Annotated in this window: 12 protein-coding genes and 5 pseudogenes; 7 read left to right on the forward strand and 10 right to left on the reverse strand. The window is 64.1% G+C overall.

The window, feature by feature from the left end; all coding sequences use genetic code 11:
• Window positions 1-41 precede the first annotated feature (41 nt).
• The 6 genes and pseudogenes from VNS22_RS12950 to VNS22_RS12975 form a co-directional block, all read right to left on the reverse strand.
• Window positions 42-197 (reverse strand): hypothetical protein, encoded by a 156-nt coding sequence (locus VNS22_RS12950; protein ID WP_325733038.1) that lies wholly within the window; start codon window positions 195-197, stop codon window positions 42-44.
• 660 nt (window positions 198-857) lie between these two features.
• Window positions 858-1670, reverse strand: a complete 813-nt coding sequence (locus tag VNS22_RS12955) for a hypothetical protein (protein WP_325733040.1) — start codon at window positions 1668-1670, stop codon at window positions 858-860.
• Window positions 1671-1791: 121 nt separating this feature from the next.
• A pseudogene (locus VNS22_RS12960) lies at window positions 1792-2562 on the reverse strand (IS5 family transposase).
• Window positions 2563-2614: 52 nt separating this feature from the next.
• A complete protein-coding gene (locus VNS22_RS12965; RefSeq protein WP_325733042.1) occupies window positions 2615-2941 on the reverse strand; it encodes a hypothetical protein in 327 nt (108 codons plus the stop codon).
• A 164-nt stretch (window positions 2942-3105) separates the two neighbouring features.
• Entirely contained in the window at window positions 3106-3798 is a 693-nt protein-coding gene (locus tag VNS22_RS12970; RefSeq protein ID WP_325733044.1) for a CBS domain-containing protein, read from the reverse strand.
• A gap of 215 nt (window positions 3799-4013) precedes the next feature.
• Window positions 4014-4163 carry a hypothetical protein gene (locus VNS22_RS12975; protein ID WP_325733046.1) on the reverse strand — a complete coding sequence of 50 codons (150 nt, stop codon included), beginning with the start codon at window positions 4161-4163 and terminating at the stop codon, window positions 4014-4016.
• A 294-nt stretch (window positions 4164-4457) separates the two neighbouring features.
• Here VNS22_RS12975 and VNS22_RS12980 point away from each other — a divergent pair, with 294 nt between their 5' ends.
• On the forward strand, window positions 4458-4814 hold the full coding sequence (locus tag VNS22_RS12980) for a hypothetical protein (protein WP_325733048.1): 357 nt from the start codon (window positions 4458-4460) through the stop codon (window positions 4812-4814).
• 717 nt (window positions 4815-5531) lie between these two features.
• On the opposite strand, the gene VNS22_RS12985 is transcribed toward VNS22_RS12980, so the two are convergent.
• Window positions 5532-5978: a transposase gene (locus VNS22_RS12985; protein WP_325733050.1), complete on the reverse strand. Its 447-nt coding sequence runs from the start codon at window positions 5976-5978 to the stop codon at window positions 5532-5534.
• 403 nt (window positions 5979-6381) lie between these two features.
• On the opposite strand from VNS22_RS12985, the gene VNS22_RS12990 reads away from it, so the two are divergent.
• Window positions 6382-7809 (forward strand): DUF2382 domain-containing protein, encoded by a 1428-nt coding sequence (locus VNS22_RS12990; protein WP_325733052.1) that lies wholly within the window; start codon window positions 6382-6384, stop codon window positions 7807-7809.
• Window positions 7810-8196: 387 nt separating this feature from the next.
• The gene (locus VNS22_RS28570; RefSeq protein WP_414653353.1) at window positions 8197-8625 is read left to right on the forward strand and encodes an integrase core domain-containing protein; all 429 of its coding nucleotides are present in this window, start codon (window positions 8197-8199) and stop codon (window positions 8623-8625) included.
• Window positions 8626-8752: 127 nt separating this feature from the next.
• Here VNS22_RS28570 and VNS22_RS12995 read toward each other — a convergent pair whose 3' ends face one another.
• Window positions 8753-9346, reverse strand: a complete 594-nt coding sequence (locus VNS22_RS12995; RefSeq protein ID WP_325733054.1) for an exopolysaccharide biosynthesis protein — start codon at window positions 9344-9346, stop codon at window positions 8753-8755.
• Window positions 9347-9813: 467 nt separating this feature from the next.
• Between VNS22_RS12995 and VNS22_RS13000 the strand changes: the two genes are divergently transcribed.
• Window positions 9814-10362, forward strand: coding sequence for a DUF1003 domain-containing protein (locus VNS22_RS13000; protein ID WP_325733056.1), 549 nt, complete (start codon window positions 9814-9816; stop codon window positions 10360-10362).
• A gap of 6 nt (window positions 10363-10368) precedes the next feature.
• Here VNS22_RS13000 and VNS22_RS13005 read toward each other — a convergent pair.
• Window positions 10369-11174, reverse strand: a pseudogene (locus tag VNS22_RS13005) (IS5 family transposase).
• A gap of 31 nt (window positions 11175-11205) precedes the next feature.
• Between VNS22_RS13005 and VNS22_RS28320 the strand changes: the two are divergent.
• Window positions 11206-11882 (forward strand): annotated as a pseudogene (locus VNS22_RS28320) (Na+/H+ antiporter NhaA); the annotation flags it as partial.
• 79 nt (window positions 11883-11961) lie between these two features.
• On the opposite strand, the gene VNS22_RS13020 reads toward VNS22_RS28320, so the two are convergent.
• A complete protein-coding gene (locus VNS22_RS13020; protein ID WP_325733062.1) occupies window positions 11962-12495 on the reverse strand; it encodes a DUF2147 domain-containing protein in 534 nt (177 codons plus the stop codon).
• Window positions 12496-13788: 1293 nt separating this feature from the next.
• Between VNS22_RS13020 and VNS22_RS13025 the strand changes: the two are divergent.
• Both VNS22_RS13025 and VNS22_RS13030 read left to right on the forward strand, forming a co-directional pair.
• A pseudogene (locus VNS22_RS13025) lies at window positions 13789-13968 on the forward strand (zf-TFIIB domain-containing protein); the annotation flags it as partial.
• 49 nt (window positions 13969-14017) lie between these two features.
• Window positions 14018-15059: pseudogene (locus VNS22_RS13030) on the forward strand (IS256 family transposase); the annotation flags it as partial.
• Between the last annotated feature and the right edge of the window lie 424 nt (window positions 15060-15483).

Consider the following 15483-nt stretch of genomic DNA (forward strand, 5'->3'; position numbering starts at 1 on the left):
GCGGCGCCGTGCCTTCAGGGGCGCGGCAGCCATTCACCGGTTCAGCACTGACGGCTGGCGGCGCTCGCCGGCATTACGTTCGGGCTGGGCCGGTAGACCACGTCGCCATTGTGCCCGCCGACGAAGGCGGGAATGCCGGATGCCCGCTGGCCGAGGGTCGGGTCGGGATAGAGGATCGTGCTGTCATCCCCGCGCATGGTCTCCCGGGCGAAGCCGCCGCCGACGATGTTGCCCCAGAATTCCGGGGCATACTGGTTGGCAAAGCTCTCGCCCTAGGTCACCGATTCCGGGCGGGTCTGGGCGGGGACGGCGCCCGGCAAACCCGAGCAGGGCGACGGCACCCAACAGAATGCGGGGAGCGTTCATGATCGCCTCTCCCTCCTAAAGGGAATGGGCCGCAGGATGCGGCCCATTGGCGCTGTTGCTATGGGATCCCCAATTCCTCTCCGGGATTGCGGAAAGAATGATCATCCCTATCGGCAGGAACGATGGTTGGTCCGGCGCCTATAGGCCGCTTCTGCGCTCCTACGCCGACGACGCTCTGGCGTTCGACCGAAGATCATTAGACCAAGCACTCTTCTCCTCATCTTGGCTTTCCCCGACGGCAGATCCGACCGCGCCAAGGGCTGGCGCGATCCGTGAACATGCAGGCTGCCACCGAGGTCGCACCGATGCCGACCCTGATGACTCGCCCGCCCTTCAAGAGACTGGCGCAGGCCCGTACCCAGCTGATCGATGAGCGCCTTTCCCCAGCTCCTGCCGGCAGCGCAGCCGGATTGGACGACCTAGCTGATGCAGCCCGGGTGAGGGTCACCCCGTCGGCTCTGCCGATGGCACCTTTTTCTCCATCCTGCACATCAGCCCCCCTTATAGATTTCCGCAGGATAGAAGCTCTTCCGCTGCACCCAACGGAATCCTTCATGCTTGGTGATAGCGGCAATCTCGACCGCACCGCCGACGGACTTCGGGAGGAAGACAGCGAACCGGACGAAGCCGATCGTGGTCTCGATCAGGAAGCGTGCCAAGTCGATCGCGTCCTGAATCGGCATGGCAGGCACGGAGAGTGTCGCGTAAAGGTCACGAACCAACTCCTCCTGCAGCCTGGCGGCGTCTTGCGGTGCCACGCCGTGCCTCTTCATCGCATCAGCAATGTCGAATCCAAGGCCCAGGATCAGGCGGTTGAGCGCTTCATACTGCCCGTCCCACATTACTCCGAAGCTGGTCTCGTCCATGATCCGCTGCGGTGGCGGGCAGTTCCGCCCCGCCATGCTCACTTCCCACACCTCGGCGAGTGGCCGGCCGGCAGAGTAGCCGCAAAGGCGGAGCTGCAAGTCGGTCGGCTCGGGACAAAGCATGGCCTTCTCTTCAAACAGAAAGGTGCGGAGCTGTCCGGCTATCTGCTCCATGGTGTAATCCGAGGGAGCTAGGCGCCACTCGGGATGGCTCGGCTCACGCCCTGCAAAGCGTCGCCGCAGGTCCTTTAGAAGAGTCTCGACGGACTCGTTGCCAATGCCGCCTGCCCCTGTGGACATCGCCCCAACGGGCAGGCCCTCACAGAGATTCGTGATCTTGTTTGCGTGAGCGTAGACCTGTCCGCTGCCCATAGTGCCGGCGCTGTCGGCCGCCATGATGATGCCGTCGTTGATCTTCACCGAAACGATGATAGTCATGGCAGGTCTCCCTTCGGGGCGCTGCAGGTAGAGGGCATCCGCGCCGCGCTGGCTGCCTGGCGCCGATGGGGGAAGGGACGCAACGGCCGTGTGGTCTCCTCCAGTTTGCAATTAAGGCCCGTTAGCTCTTGAGCCAGTCGAGCGATGCCGCGAGGCGGAGGACGTCGAGGAAGAATGGGACAGGCTTCTCATGGCGGATAGCGAAAACACGCCACTCCTTGAGGCACGTCCAGAGCCGTTCGACACGGATGTGGTTGTTGTAGACCCATGCCGGGCAGGTAACCGTGTGGAAAGCAGTGCCTACGACCGTACCGCCATGACGGGATTGCGGGACGGGCGTTGATGTTCCAGATGCGCTGACGAAGTGCCTGGCTGGCGTAGCCGCGGTCGGCCGCGACCCAGGCGGGCACCTCGGGCAGGTGGCTGGGTAGAGGTGCAAGCCACTGGCAGTTCGTGGTCCTGTCCAGGCGCCAGATGGAACGCGACGGCACCTCCAGCACCATCGGCAATCACGCAGCCCTGGTGCCCAAGCCACCACGTGATCGGCCAAGAGCCTCACGCGCGCGGCATCCAGCTCTGGATTCCTTCTTTTGCCGCATCTGCAGCCTTCTGACGGGCGCGGATGTTGCTGCTGTCTAGGAAGGCCATGCCCAGCCGCACGCCCTTCTGCTGCGCCAAATTGAGTAGGCGTTCCCATACACTATGCCTGCCCAGCGGATAAGGGTCTGGTGACGCCATCCCACCAAGCTCAGTACTCAGGAGGCACCACACGTCACTTGGCGCCGTTCTGGCAGCGCCAGATGATGGCCTCGATCGTGCGTCGGAGATCATGGTGCTGCGTCTTGCGGTGCGGGCGACAGGCTCTGATCAGGGGCTCAGCACCGCCCACCACGCATCCGTCAGCACCATCCAGTCACCTCTCCGGGGCCTCCGCAGCAGATAGGTTAATCATCCGGAGCTAGCAGGGCCTGGCTGTTCTCAACTCCACTCGCCTCACCGAACTGGCTAGCAGCCTTCTGCACGCTGGTGCCGGGAGCAAGCGTGTGAACGCCGCCCGCGGCAGTCGACAGCTTGACGTGTCCAAGTTCGTCGTAGATCGCTACGACGTGCTGCGCTTGTACCTTGAGCAATCCGCCGGCCTCGGTTTGGAAGGTAATCCATCTCATCTTGCTCTCCTGTTGCTGATGGAATTGCATTGCTTCGATCCTCTGGTGCAGCTTACCTTCCGGGCCGGCACTGGCAGCACCAGCAGGGTGCGTGAAGCAGGCCATGCTGCCGCTGACGCCCTCGCCCGCGCACTCTCGACGAAGCTTTCTGCCCTTGTTGCCGTGGGAGCGCTGCCGGCGAGGGAGAGCGCCATTTGCTGCGAAGTCCGCCCCTGTTCATGCTTCCAGCGGCTTGGTACGCTTGTTGGGGACGCGATGGATGCAGGACGCTAAGCCGACATGCTGTTGGGCGGCATCTCAGTCGCGTTATCAAGCACGCGCGTAACTCCTGGAACTTCCCAGATCAGCACGGAAAGCGCTCGGCGAGTTGCCTCGGACCTATGATATCCACGAAGCTCGACCACCCCACCGCCTACCTCAAAGGATAACAGCGGCGCAGTCGCCCATGGCTGCTGCCGCATACTGGCCAAGATGGCAGAACGAATGGAATCGTCCGACGTGGCGAAGGTTATCCCGTTCGCGGGCGACGGAAATAGAGCCCGCAACAGATCGGTCCGTGATACCATGCCGACGAGCTGTCCTTCACGAAGCACGGGCAGCCGCCGTATCTTGTGCTCTTCAAGCATTCTCGCGGCGCGCTCAGCCGTGGTGTTCTCATCGACCGTCCAGAGTGCACGCGTCATCACATCCCCTGCGGTCACTCCATGCGCGCGTGCGTAGCGGTCAGCGGCCCGATCATGATTGTCGAACAAGCTCTGGAACCAGGTGAGCTGTGGCTCATCCGATAACGCCAGCCGGCGTAACAGGTCGGACTCCGTCACCATTCCCACCAAGCGGTTAGCGGCGTCGATAACGGGCACCCCAGGAAGCGCACGCTCAGCCAGCAGCGCGACGAGAGCCTTCACCGGCACAGTCGGTGATACCGAGAGAACACCAGTCGTCATGAGCTCACGAACAAGCATGACACCTCTCCTCGCTTCATCGCCATGATCCGCCAGCGCCGCTAGGCGACGGCGAGAGCTTCCCTGTGCCGGCATAGACGACGTCGGGATTGACAGCAGCCGCCCCTGGGGTGGCCGCCCCTCGGCGCGCCAACTCACCGCGTTCCTGTTAGCCGAGCACGCCCGCACCAGGCGTTACAGCGCGGACCTCCTCGGCGCAGAACAACGGTGGCGGCTTATGCAATGGTGGCCCAGATCTGGAAATCTGCAATGCTGGAGGTCGCAGGACCGGCGATCAGGCCAGCAGCCTGACCAATGAAGGTCAGCTCAGCCGCCACCCACCTGGCCGCCTTTGCAACATGCGTGGGGCCTACATAGCCGGCCACGCCTGCCTCCTTCTGGTCCAGGGCACAGCCAAATTTCCTGCCGCCGTCCGAGAGTTGTTCCTCCGCACCTCAGGCGTGCCTCTTCCGAGGTCTTCGCTCCTTACAAGAACTGGTGCGGCCTCCTAACTCTTCAACTTTGGCTTCGTGCAACTCGGCGTCATCGAAGATTTCTACTCGTCTGCTGAAGCTATAGTACATGCTATGGTTCGGTTTTCGAGCATGCCTCACAGACAGCACTGTGCGCTTGGCCGCTCTGCGGCCCGGACGGCACGCCAGCAAGAATTGGAGCGGCATATGGCCGAGGCGATCCAGGGCACTGGGCAGCACGGGCGGCTTTACTGGTGCATCAAAACCGATCTGGCGCCGGATGGTGAGATCCACGTCATGGCTGACCGCGTCGAGGTCACGTCCTCTGGCGCGCTGATCGCCTGGGGCTCGTACCGCGCGCATGAGAGCGAAGCAGGTGCCGAGCCCTCGGTGAACTTGGTCTGTGCACCCGGCCGATGGTTTGCTGCTTACGCTGCCTCGACGATTGACGGTGGCGGCTTGGCCGTTCAGAGCTGGGCGGGGGAAGTAGCGCACGGGCACAACCGGGCCGCGGATGCCGAACGAGGTCATGGCCTCCGCGAGGTGCCGCATCAGTCTCGATGAGGACACGGCGACCTGACCGACGGGTAGCACTCGCGTGATCTCTGCGGCGGCATGGCTTTAACCACGATGATCGCGGCAGATCTTTAGTTCCGCACAGCCTGCAGTTCACAAGGATTGCGCCGCTGACAGGTTCCTTGTGCCGCTACACTATGTGGTACTGCCAAGTGTCGGGATGGTGGTGAATTGCGAGTGGCCGAGCTCCTTGCGTTGCCGGGGCATGAAGGTGATGCTGTTCTTCCTGCATCCTCTGCCGGTGCGGAGAGGTGCGCTATTCAGCCTAGGCCCTGCTGCCACAGGATGAGTGGCATCGTTGTCGTGCGACAACACGCTTGATACGGATGGAGACCTCTAACAACCTGCGTTTTTGGTATGCCGAGGGGTAAGCGAGGCGCGGAGAGCGCGGGTTTGCTCTGCTGGCGGGGCTGAGTGCTGAGCCTGGGGCAGCCAGTAGCAGTGTTTGGAACGATTGCCGAGCTATCCGAGCGCAACTCGGATGCCAAGCCAGGCCAGGCAAGTGAGAAGGTAGGCGAGATTGGCAATGACGATCCTCACTCGTGCCCAGGCAAGGCCGATGGCGCGCACGAACAGCGCCATGCGGTGCTTCTGCGCGGCAACGACATGCCCGATGCTGGAGCGGATCCGGGCACGTGACGCATTGACCTCGACTTGAAGCTCGGAGAGGCCGCGCCGCGGCGACTTGCGGAACTGGAGGCGCTCTCAGCCCAGGCGTTCGAGGACCTCCAGATTGTGCTTCGTTCGGTAAGCTGTGTCGGCCCAGATGCGGCTGGTGGTGTTCTCAGGATCGAGCAGGGCGCGAAAGCTGCGGCTGTCGTGTTCAGCGGTATCCGTGACCGTCCAGCGGCGGCTCTGCCCATGATGCCGGTCGACGCCGATATGGCTCTTGTAGCCGAAGGCGGGCACAGCGATTTGAATGGCCTGGTGCTGCGAGCCTTCGGGCTTGAGCCTGGCTCTGCTACGCTTGAGCGGCGGGCATCCCCGTCCTTCTGCGCCCGCTTGGCGCGGGACCAGCCCTCCGGTGCGCCGCCTTCCCGGATGATGGCCTTCCTTGATGGTGAGCTTTTGGCGCGATGCGGCCATCAAGGCGGCATCGATCATCTGCCCGCCCATGGCGAGGCAGCTCTTGTCGGGCAGAGCCTCGTCCAAGCAGCGGAACAGGCTTCGATGGCGCCCGTTTGCTTGATCTGGTCGCGGTAGAACCAGATTGCCTTGGCATTGGCGCCGCCTCGTACAGCAGGCGAGCCCAACAAAGCGCATGAAGTTCGGACGGTCATGCAGCTGGAGTTCCCCCTGCACGCCCGAGAGGCTGTAGAGCGCCTGCAGCACTAAATGCGGAACATTAGCGCGGCGTCGTAGGGCGGGCAACCACCGCGGCCAAGGCCTGACCGACCCAAGGTCGCATCCAGCACCGGGCGGAGGATTTCGAAGTCGGCCACGGCCGCAAGACGCTCCCGCGGATCGCCAGCCGCGGAGAGTGCCGCGTGCCGCTCGTCGGCATCAACGAAGCCCGGCTGACCTGCCGACTCACTGCCTCGGCTGAGACAAGGCAGTGAATGAGCTCAGCGCCTCAGCAGCGGGGTATTTCGAAGTGTCCGGACGGCAGCTTTGGGATCTCCAAAGAACATTGCTTAATTCGGCCTTTGGATTTCTCAAATTGATTCCGCTCCCGAATGTTATCGAACGAAATCAAGAAATCCTCATTTTGATATGCCGCGAACGTGGGTATGGGAAATATTCCGGGCTCACTATATTGCATTTCTCCATGGAGAATGTCGAGATGAATTTTAGAATGATGATGCAGAACGGTCCGGCCAAAGTCGCTGAGCTATTTTCTCGCCTAACGGATACTTCGGACGGTGCAGTGAAAACCAGGGAACGACTGTTCGCCGAGCTCAAGGCCGAGCTCATGCTTCACATCAGCCTTGAGGAACAGCACCTGTTTCCGATTCTCCGAAAGAATCCTGAGACCAAGGATCTGGTCGCCGAGGCGATCCGCGATAACAAGGAACTGCGGGCGAAGCTGGCCGAGCTCGAAGCCATGCCGAAGAACGACCAAGTGTTCTCTGAGAAGATTTCCGAGCTGCAGAAGACTTTCCGGCAGCACGCCCGCGACGAGAAAAAGGAGCTGCTGCCCGCAGTACAGCGTGCGCTCAGCGATGAGCAGGTGCAGGACGTGGCCGAGAAGATGGAAGCAGGCCTAGCTGAAGCCGAAAAGGCCAAGCAGGACGAAGCTGAAGAGCGTCGTTCCAAGCAGCGGCAGGAGCGTGAACAAACTGAATTCATGATCCATCAGGCTGAACTTCGGGCCAAGCAGACGCAAACGGCGGAGCATGAGCGCGCTGCCGCCGAGCAAAGCGCCCGAGCCGAAGCGCGGCGGATTGCTGCCGACACGCCGGCCGCTACTGCGGTGAAGGCGACGGGCGTAACCCCGCCCTTTGCTGCCGCGTCCAGCGATGCGCGCCGACGCGCTCAGGCGCAGGCCACTGCGCTGACGAACATGTTCATGTGGCCCTGGATCGGCGCCATGCAGAACATGCGGCAGCCGGAGAGCTCCACGCCGGCACGGGGCCCCTCCGGGATGGAGGAGGTGATCCCGCTCGGCGAGGAGGTTCTTGAGGTCGGCAAGCGTACCGAGAGCCGCGGCACGGCGCGTATCCATCGCTTCGTCGTTGAGACTTTGGTCGAGCGGCAGGTCACCTTGCAGAGCGAGAGGGTTGTCGTGGAGCGCCGGCGTCCTGCAGGCGGGGAGACGACGGGAGAGATCCTGACGGAAGTGACGGTCGAAGTGGTCGAGACCGAAGAGGTTCCGACAGTCGAGAAGCGCAGGCGACTCCGTGAGGAGGTCGTCATCCGCACCGAACGCACGCAGCGCGTTGCGACAGTGAGCGAGATGGTCCGCCGCGACGAGGTCGAGATCGAGCAGACCGGCCGGACGCACGGCAAACGGCAGCTTCGCGCGCTGACCTCGGAGCACTGAACCTCCGGGTGATCACAAAGGGTGCAGATACCAAGTAGCCACTGCGGGTCGACTTGGTGCCTGCAGAGGTGTGCTTCTGGAAGACATCTGTTTTTCGCGTGCCAAGCTCCCTTGCTGCGGGGGGGCGTGTGCAGCCTGACAGGCATGTTTCCCCTGAATATTTCCCCGCTGAAAGCTGCGAACCAGCTCCTCTTGTAGGAGGGGCGGTCTCCTATGACAGCACACCGTGCCTGATCAGGGCGCTTCGGATGTCGAAGTCCAGGATCAGCCGAACGCGCACCTTATGCTGTCCGTTGCACATCCCGCCGAACGCGGTCTTCTCCATGATGCTGCGCGGTAGTAGGCAGCCTCGGCTGGTCATGCTTATCTTCCCGCTCGGCGGGCGGCATGGCCAGCAGAGCAGCTGCAGAACCGAAGCGAGCGGTGGGCCGGCTGCGGGCGCCCTATCCTGTGCAGGGGTTGGCTGAAAACGGATCGGCCTACGCCGCCCACGACACGCACGGCTTTGCCGTCGCGTTGGACCTGGTCGCCTGTCTCACGCCAGTCCGCAGCCCCGCGAGCAATGGTGTTAATGAGGCGTTCGTGAAGACGCTCAAGCTCCACTACGCCCGCATTCATCGCAGGCCCGATGCTGCCACCGTCCTCCAGCAACTCCCGGCTTGGACCGAACACTACAACGAGCTCCACCCTCGGGAAGGCGTGCGGATGCGCTCACTCCGTGAGTGCATCCGCGACAGTCCCAACCAGCTCAGTATCCGGCTTCATGGGGCAACTCCAGGTCCCCCTTCAGATGTCGCCCGCGCTGTCGATTATTAGGGCGATGCCGTTGGATGGCCCTCACGGAAATGACGATGGTCATCGCGCGAATCCTTTTCCGCTGTCCGGTGATCGCAGTCGGTCCGCCATGGGACTTTGCTCCGGCTCGCCGGGGGGCACCGAGCGCCTACAGGAAGCCCGGTATCCAGCCAGTTGAACTCAGAGTCTCCCATGCGACTGCCGCGGCGACCGCGAGCAGGACGATGGCGCCCGCGAGCGCGGCGCAGAGCAGGATGCCGTCCTCCTCCAGGTAAGCAAAGGCGATCAGCGCGATCGTCAGAGCCAACGGGACATTGCTCAGCGGCACCGGGACGAGCAGGCCTCCCGCCAGTAACAGGACGATACCACCGACCACCCGCTTCGTTGCCTCGAACGGTGTAATCCAGCGCGGGCGGATGAATTGCTCCAGCCAGCGCAGCGCCGGCAATACGTGGCGGATCACCCGGACTAAACGCCACGTCTCGAAGCGGCGGGAAGCAACACGGAGGGGGAACACTGGACCGGGGCGCGCCAGGACCATCTGGAGCGCGGGAGCCATGAGCAGTACGCCGGCGACGGCCGACACGCCTGGAAGGAGGCCCAGGAGCGCCAGCAGAAGCAGCACAAGGCCAAACGAGCGGTCGCCCAGCCGGTCTACTAGCCATCCCAGCGTTACCTGCTTGTCGGGAGAATCGCCGAGTAGGTCGTTCAGCAACTCGGAGGTTGGCGTGCGCAGCGTCATGTCGGCCCGCAGGATAGCAATCCACGACCGCAGAGGACCCCGCTTTCGTACACGGAACCGTGGATCTGCATGCAGCAACCTTTACGTTTGCCACCGCGAAGCCTGGTGTCCGCCGGGCCGCCATCGACCTGTTGGGCCAGCTTGCGGGCTATGCGGAAGCGCGTCCGGGCCAAGGTCGAACCATGAGTACCGGCCGAGATCGTCGGTCAGCGCTTCGGGACTGCAAACCTCGACGGCCACCAGACCGACACTGTACCGACGGTCTTCGCTCGGTTCGGCGACGCATCGTCGCGCCGTACCGCAAGCGCGTCAATTGCGTTAACGGCGAGGTAAGGCCACCCTCCAGGCCAGGGTGGTCGCTGCGCCAGGTATAATGGCCGGCCTGGGCCAGCCCTGATCACGACGGAAGGGTATAGCGCCTTCGGAGAGGTAAAGTGTCGGGGCGGCACCTGTGACAGGAGAAGGCCATGGTAGGCGAGCACCGCAGGACAGTACACCTGGGGGCTGACGACCTTAGGCGACTGGATGAACTCCGGGCACAGAAACCTGCCCGTCATAGGGTCCAACATCCGCCGACCCGCGGCGCCCTGATCGCCGATTGGGTCGCAAGGACGGTCGGCTCCTGGCGTTTCATCATCATCCAAAGCGTCGTCCTCGGCGTGTGGGTTGCGCTGAACGCCGCTGCATACGCCTGGCATTGGGATCCCTATCCCTTCATCCTGCTCAACCTTGTGCTGTCCTTTCAGGCGGCCTACGCAGCGCCCATCATTATGATGAGTCAGAACCGTCAGTCGGAGATCGACCGCAGGCACGCGGAGCACGATTACCGGATCAACGTAAAAGCGGAACTCGAGATCGAGCTACTGCACAATAAGATCGATGCGCTGCGAGAGCAGGAAATCGTCGAGCTGACCGACATCATCCAGCGTCTGTCAGCATACCTCGCGCCAGGGCTCGCCGCGGCTGCTGAGGACCGCGACGCTGAAAACCAGAGCACGGCGCCTCACGGCAGCTAAGAACGTCTAACGAAACCTACGGATCTGGTTGAGGCGGAGGAGGGAGCAGGCGAGCGCGGTGAAGGCCAAATGGATGTCGGCCCGGCGCTCATAGCGGATGGCGAGGCGTCGGAAGCGGTTGAGCCAAGCGAAAATGTGTTCGACCCCCCCTCCGGTGCTTGCCAAGCGGCTGTCTGCTTTGGACGCCACGACGGGCAATGCGTGGGGTGATGCCCCGGGCGCGGCATTCCCCGCGGCAGCGGCGATGATCATAAGCCTTGTCGGCGTGCAGCTTGTCTGGCCTGCGGCGGGGCAGCCGGGACCGCCGATCTGAAGGCGCGACATGGCATCCAGGGTGGCCGCCAGCATGCGGCGGTCCTGGCGGTTGCGCCGCTCAGCGTCAGGCCCAGCGGCGTGCCGCGGGCATCCGTGACGAGGTGGCGCTTGCTGCCCGGCCTGCTGCGGTCCGTCGGGGTGGGGGCCGACCTCCGTGCCCCCCTTTTGGCGCCAAGGCTGGCGCTGTCGAGTGCCGCCCGCGACCAGTCGAGGGCCTCCGCCGCCTGAAGGCACTCCAGCAGCACCCGGTGCAGGCGGCTCCATCCACCCGAGACCTGCCAGTCCCGCAGCGGACGCCTGCAGGCCATGCCGGCCCCGCAGCCCATCTCCACCAGCAGCCGCTCCCAGGAAGTTCCGGCTGTCAAAACAAACACAATGCCGGTCAGGGCAGCCCGGTCCGGCCATCGAGGGCGCCCGCCCTGCGGCCCGGGCCGCTCCGGCGGCAGCAGCGGCGCGAGTACCGCCCAGTGATCATCGGGAACAAGGGGCTTCGCCATGTCCCCGGTAAGGCACTCCAGCAAATTTTGCATGCTGGTGCCCGCGGCGCCTTACCTCGCGCTGCAGCTGGGCGAGGCTGGGGAGCACGGCTGGGGCACAGTGGTGGCGACGGACACCGTCTTCGTGATTGGCGGCTTGGCGCTCCTGGGGCGGCGCGCCCCGCAGGCCCTGCGCGTCTTCCTGCTCTCCCCGGCTGTCATCGACGACATTGGCGCCATCCTTGTCGTCGCCTTCGGCTACAGCGCCGGGATCGGCTGGATCGCGCTTGTGGCTGGCGGCCCGGGAGGCGCTTTCCCCGGTTGAACGGCTGGGGGCCACGCTGCACCCCTGGATCGCCCGTCGGCATCATGCCGCTGTTTGCGCTCGCCAGCGCCGGCATACCTATCTCCTTCAGCTCACTCGGGGATTCCGTGGTGCAGGCCGTGATGGCAGGCTTCGTGCTCGGCAAGCCGGCCGGTGTGGTCGGCTTCGCCTGGCTGGCGGTGCGCCCGGGCCTGGCGGTGCGACCCGCAGCTCTCGGGTGGGGCACCCTGGCCGGCGGCGGCATGCTCGCCGGCATCGGCTTCACCATGGCACTGCTCATTGCGGACCTGGCGTTCCAGGACCCGCCGCTGCAGACCGCGAAAATCGGCATTCTTGTCGCTTCCTTGGCGTCGGCGGCGGGAGGCCTCGCACCGCTGGCTTGGCTTGGCTTGGCTTGGCAATGATGTCCCGTGCCAACCTGTTGCGAGCGGCGATGCAGCTGGCCGATGAACGTACCGGGCAGGGCGGCTGCATCTCCGGCCTTCAGCACCATCCCTCTGACGTTCCGTGGGGGACCCGGAGCAGGGTCTTGGTCTCACCGAAGAGCGGGGCGCCCAAATAGATGCGTGCCGCTATCCGGTCGGCGGATTTCAGTTCTGCCGAAACCCTGTAGGTTTTTCCGTCATCCGGATTGTAGAACCAGCCGCCGCCCCAGCGATCAAGGCCAGTGGAGCGTAGACCCCACAAAATGGTCAGTCCGCACAGTTGGCGCTGCCGCAGGGCGGCATCGGGATTGTGCTTGTCTCGATTCAACCGGCCCTGCGGATCGCGTGGAACCTGCAACCACAGAATCCGGCCGCACAGCAGGCCGCTGCAGTCAAAGATCTGCACAGCTGCCTTTCCGTCAATGAGCCAGACGCCATCTGGAACAGCAGCGAAGGCCATTATGCGCGGGGAAGCCAGGACTAAGAGGGCCGCGAGCAGCAAGGCAGCGCAACGAGGTCTGTGTGGCGTACCCAATCTGGAGATCAGTGCCCGATCCCGGCAGAAGATGGCTGCAGCGGCATGCGCTGGCATGGACTCCTCCTCAGCATTGCCGCTGCCGTTTCCCGATTGGAGTTTGCCCGGCAGTGGCGAGGGCACCCGAGAGCACGAAATGGTGCTTCCGTGGATGCTGTAAATCCCCGGGGAGGGATCACAACCTTAGACAGGCAGACGCTCAGGTCGGTGAGCTGATTGCGCCGGAGTGCCTGCGCTGAGCCCCGATCTGCGCGGCCGAGCGGTCCTGAAAGGGTACGTCCGATGAATTCGAACCGTGCCGATGAGATCGCCGACCGCGAAGCCGAAGAGCGCAGTGAGAACGAAGGAATGCCAGAGCACCAGGCCAAGGGCCATGACCCGGTGCGTTGGGCCGCGGAGCGTGACAGGAGGGTGCGCCGGCGTATGCCTGAACGCTCTTCCAGCCGTGTTGGCGCTTTAGGTTCTGCCTTGGTGTCTTGCCCGCGCTAGTCGCGCTCAGCTCAGCTCGCCTTGCATTTTGCTCGATCCGGCATGGGAGTGGCGCGACGAGACTTCCTCGCTGAGCAATGGACGCCGTCTTTGCGTTCGTCCCAGCCCAAAACCGAAGCGAGTGCCGCCAGACAGGTACAGCTTGGAGGGGAAAGAAAATGGCTAAGGGGCAGAAGCGAAGCGGCCGCGAAGCAAAGAAGCCGAGGCAGCCGAAGGTAAAATCTAATGCGGCCGCCTCTCCCTTTGCAGCGATACGAATGCGGGCCGCGCCGTTGCCTGCGAAGAAGGGCTAGCAGCGACCTGGAACCCCGCAACAGCCTGGGCCAGACACACCATCCCTGATACGCCATAGACAGTAATCAGGCGGTGATTCTTCGGGCCGCGGGCTCCGAATTTGGCACCACGGGCCTCGCGCAACGGCGCTTTGGGCAGTTGCCCAGACTGAATGGTCGGTCTCGCCGCCTACGGCCGGGAGGTGAGCGGCGTTGGAGGCTGCCCGAACCTGAGAATTAAGCCGAGGGGAGCGGATCCAATGAGTGCCGGATCCTTCAGCAGCTCCTGCTGCGGCCGCTACCAAGGAGATATTGTGTGACCTTCTCGTCGGTGGAGATCTACAGAAGCGCGAACGGCGACACCTGGCATCTCATCCGCAATAGCGTGACGGGGCGGGTTCTTGTGCGGCATCAAGCCAATCCCTCATCCGGCGGCCATGTCACGGAAGTGGAAGTCGAGGAGTTCCTGAGCCGTGATGCTTCTGGCCCGGAGTACGACGCGACACGGAAACTCCTCGCCGCCTCGGGAGGGGAGGTGGGAGACTGGGCCCGCGCCGGCAGCCAGGTTGCGTCTGTGCCGGAGGACGCGATGAGCGGAACGCTTTCCTTCGACTGCCCGCGCTGTGGCGTAGGCCTCGCCATGAGCGAGCGCCAGGGCATCGAGTTTGATTATTGCCCACAGTGCCGAGGCGTCTGGCTTGACCGTGGCGGGCTCGACAAGATCATTGAGCGCGCTGAAGCGCCGCCCCCGCCGAGCCAACCAGCGCCGGGCCTGCCAGCCGGTGGATGGACCCAGCCTGCCGCGCCTCAGCCCCGCCCGCATGGTGCAGCGCAACAGCTACCTGAGCGCGACTAGCAGACCCGGATCGCCACGGTCGAGCTCCGCATCCCGAAGCTGCGGAAAGGCAGCTACTTCCCTGCTTTCCTCGAGCCCCGCCGGACCGCCGAGAGGGCCCTAACGGCGGCGATCCAGGAAGCCTGCGTCCAGGGCATCTCCACACGCTCTGTGGACGACTTGGTCCGCGCGATGGGCATGAAGGGGATCAGCTGCCGCCAGATCTCGCGCCTCTGCGCCGAGATCAACGAGCGGGTACGCGACTTCCTCGCCGTCCCATCGAGGGCGACCGGCCCTACCTCTGGTTCGACGCCACCTACGTGAAGGTGCGCGAGGTCGGGCGGATCGTCTCTGTGGCCGGGACCATTGCGGTCTGCGTCAACGCCGAGGGGCGGCGCGAAGTCCTCGGCAGGGCGCTCGGCAGCTCCGAGGCGGAGCCCTTCGGGCTCGACTTCCTGAGCACCCTGAAGCGGCGCGGCCGGGCGGGCGTGAAGCCGGTCTCCGAGGCCCCCGAGGGCCTGAAGGCCACCGTGACGAAGGTACTACGGGCGACTTGGCAGCGCTGCTGCGTCCACTTCGCCCGCAACGCGCTGGCGCATGCGGGCAAGGCCTAGCGCCGCATCGTCTCGACCTGGGTCGGCACCGCCTACGCCCAGGAGGATGCAGCCGCCGTGCACGCCCGGTGGCGCAGCGTGGCCGACCAGCTCCGCCCGAAGGTGGCCAAACTCGCCGCCCTGATGGACAGCGCCGAGAAGGATGTGCTGGTCTACATGCACATCCCCGCCGCCCACCGGGCAAAGCTACAGCCGACGAACCCGATCGAGCGGCTCAACGGCGAGATCAAGCGCCGCACCGATGTCGTCGGCATCTTTCCCAACGAGGCCGCCATCGTGAGGCTCGTCGGCGCCATCCTTCTCGAGCAGTCCGACGAGTGGGCCATTCAGCGCTCGTGCTACATGACCCTGGAAGCCATCAGCACCGTCAGCGATACTGCCACCGTCAGGCTCTCGGCCGTGCCAGCCTGACCCGGCCAACCAACCCGCCGAGGAAATCGCGCTCCTGCACCACGCGATGAGACACGACCTGAGCCGAAGGAGAGTGGGCATAGCAGACCCGGGCTTCCAACGGCTGTTGCGCTTAGAGCGGATGGCCGCCGCCGAGGTACCCTAGGCCTTGGAGACTGCCGCAATGCATCGGCACGTTCGGCCAGGGTCGCGCCACATCTAACTCATGTGCAACTCCAGAGAGTGTTCGCTCCCGGTTTCATTCCCTACACCATTTCCTCTGTTCAAGAGGCTGATTTTTCGCCCTCCAAGCTTCCGCCATGGCGGCGTCCCCCACAATATCCCCCACAGTTTGCTTGCGTCAGCCTGACCTCTGGTGAGACGAAAGGAGCGCGTGGAGGCCCTCGACCGCACTACCCCTCCTCGGATGAGGGCCTGCTCGGCG

Source organism: Geminicoccus sp. (assembly GCF_035556675.1).
Lineage (GTDB): Bacteria > Pseudomonadota > Alphaproteobacteria > Geminicoccales > Geminicoccaceae > Geminicoccus.

What these genes read in the sequence shown, in the direction of transcription:
- VNS22_RS12955 (WP_325733040.1), bottom strand. Translation starts at nt 1,670, where the DNA reads ATGACTATCATCGTTTCGGTGAAGATCAACGACGGCATCATCATGGCG.
- VNS22_RS28570 (WP_414653353.1), top strand. Translation starts at nt 8,197, where the DNA reads ATGGCCAGCAGAGCAGCTGCAGAACCGAAGCGAGCGGTGGGCCGGCTG.
- VNS22_RS12950 (WP_325733038.1), bottom strand. Translation starts at nt 197, where the DNA reads ATGCGCGGGGATGACAGCACGATCCTCTATCCCGACCCGACCCTCGGC.
- VNS22_RS13020 (WP_325733062.1), bottom strand. Translation starts at nt 12,495, where the DNA reads ATGCCAGCGCATGCCGCTGCAGCCATCTTCTGCCGGGATCGGGCACTG.
- VNS22_RS12995 (WP_325733054.1), bottom strand. Translation starts at nt 9,346, where the DNA reads ATGACGCTGCGCACGCCAACCTCCGAGTTGCTGAACGACCTACTCGGC.
- VNS22_RS12970 (WP_325733044.1), bottom strand. Translation starts at nt 3,798, where the DNA reads ATGCTTGTTCGTGAGCTCATGACGACTGGTGTTCTCTCGGTATCACCG.
- VNS22_RS12980 (WP_325733048.1), top strand. Translation starts at nt 4,458, where the DNA reads ATGGCCGAGGCGATCCAGGGCACTGGGCAGCACGGGCGGCTTTACTGG.
- VNS22_RS13000 (WP_325733056.1), top strand. Translation starts at nt 9,814, where the DNA reads ATGGTAGGCGAGCACCGCAGGACAGTACACCTGGGGGCTGACGACCTT.
- VNS22_RS12965 (WP_325733042.1), bottom strand. Translation starts at nt 2,941, where the DNA reads ATGGCCTGCTTCACGCACCCTGCTGGTGCTGCCAGTGCCGGCCCGGAA.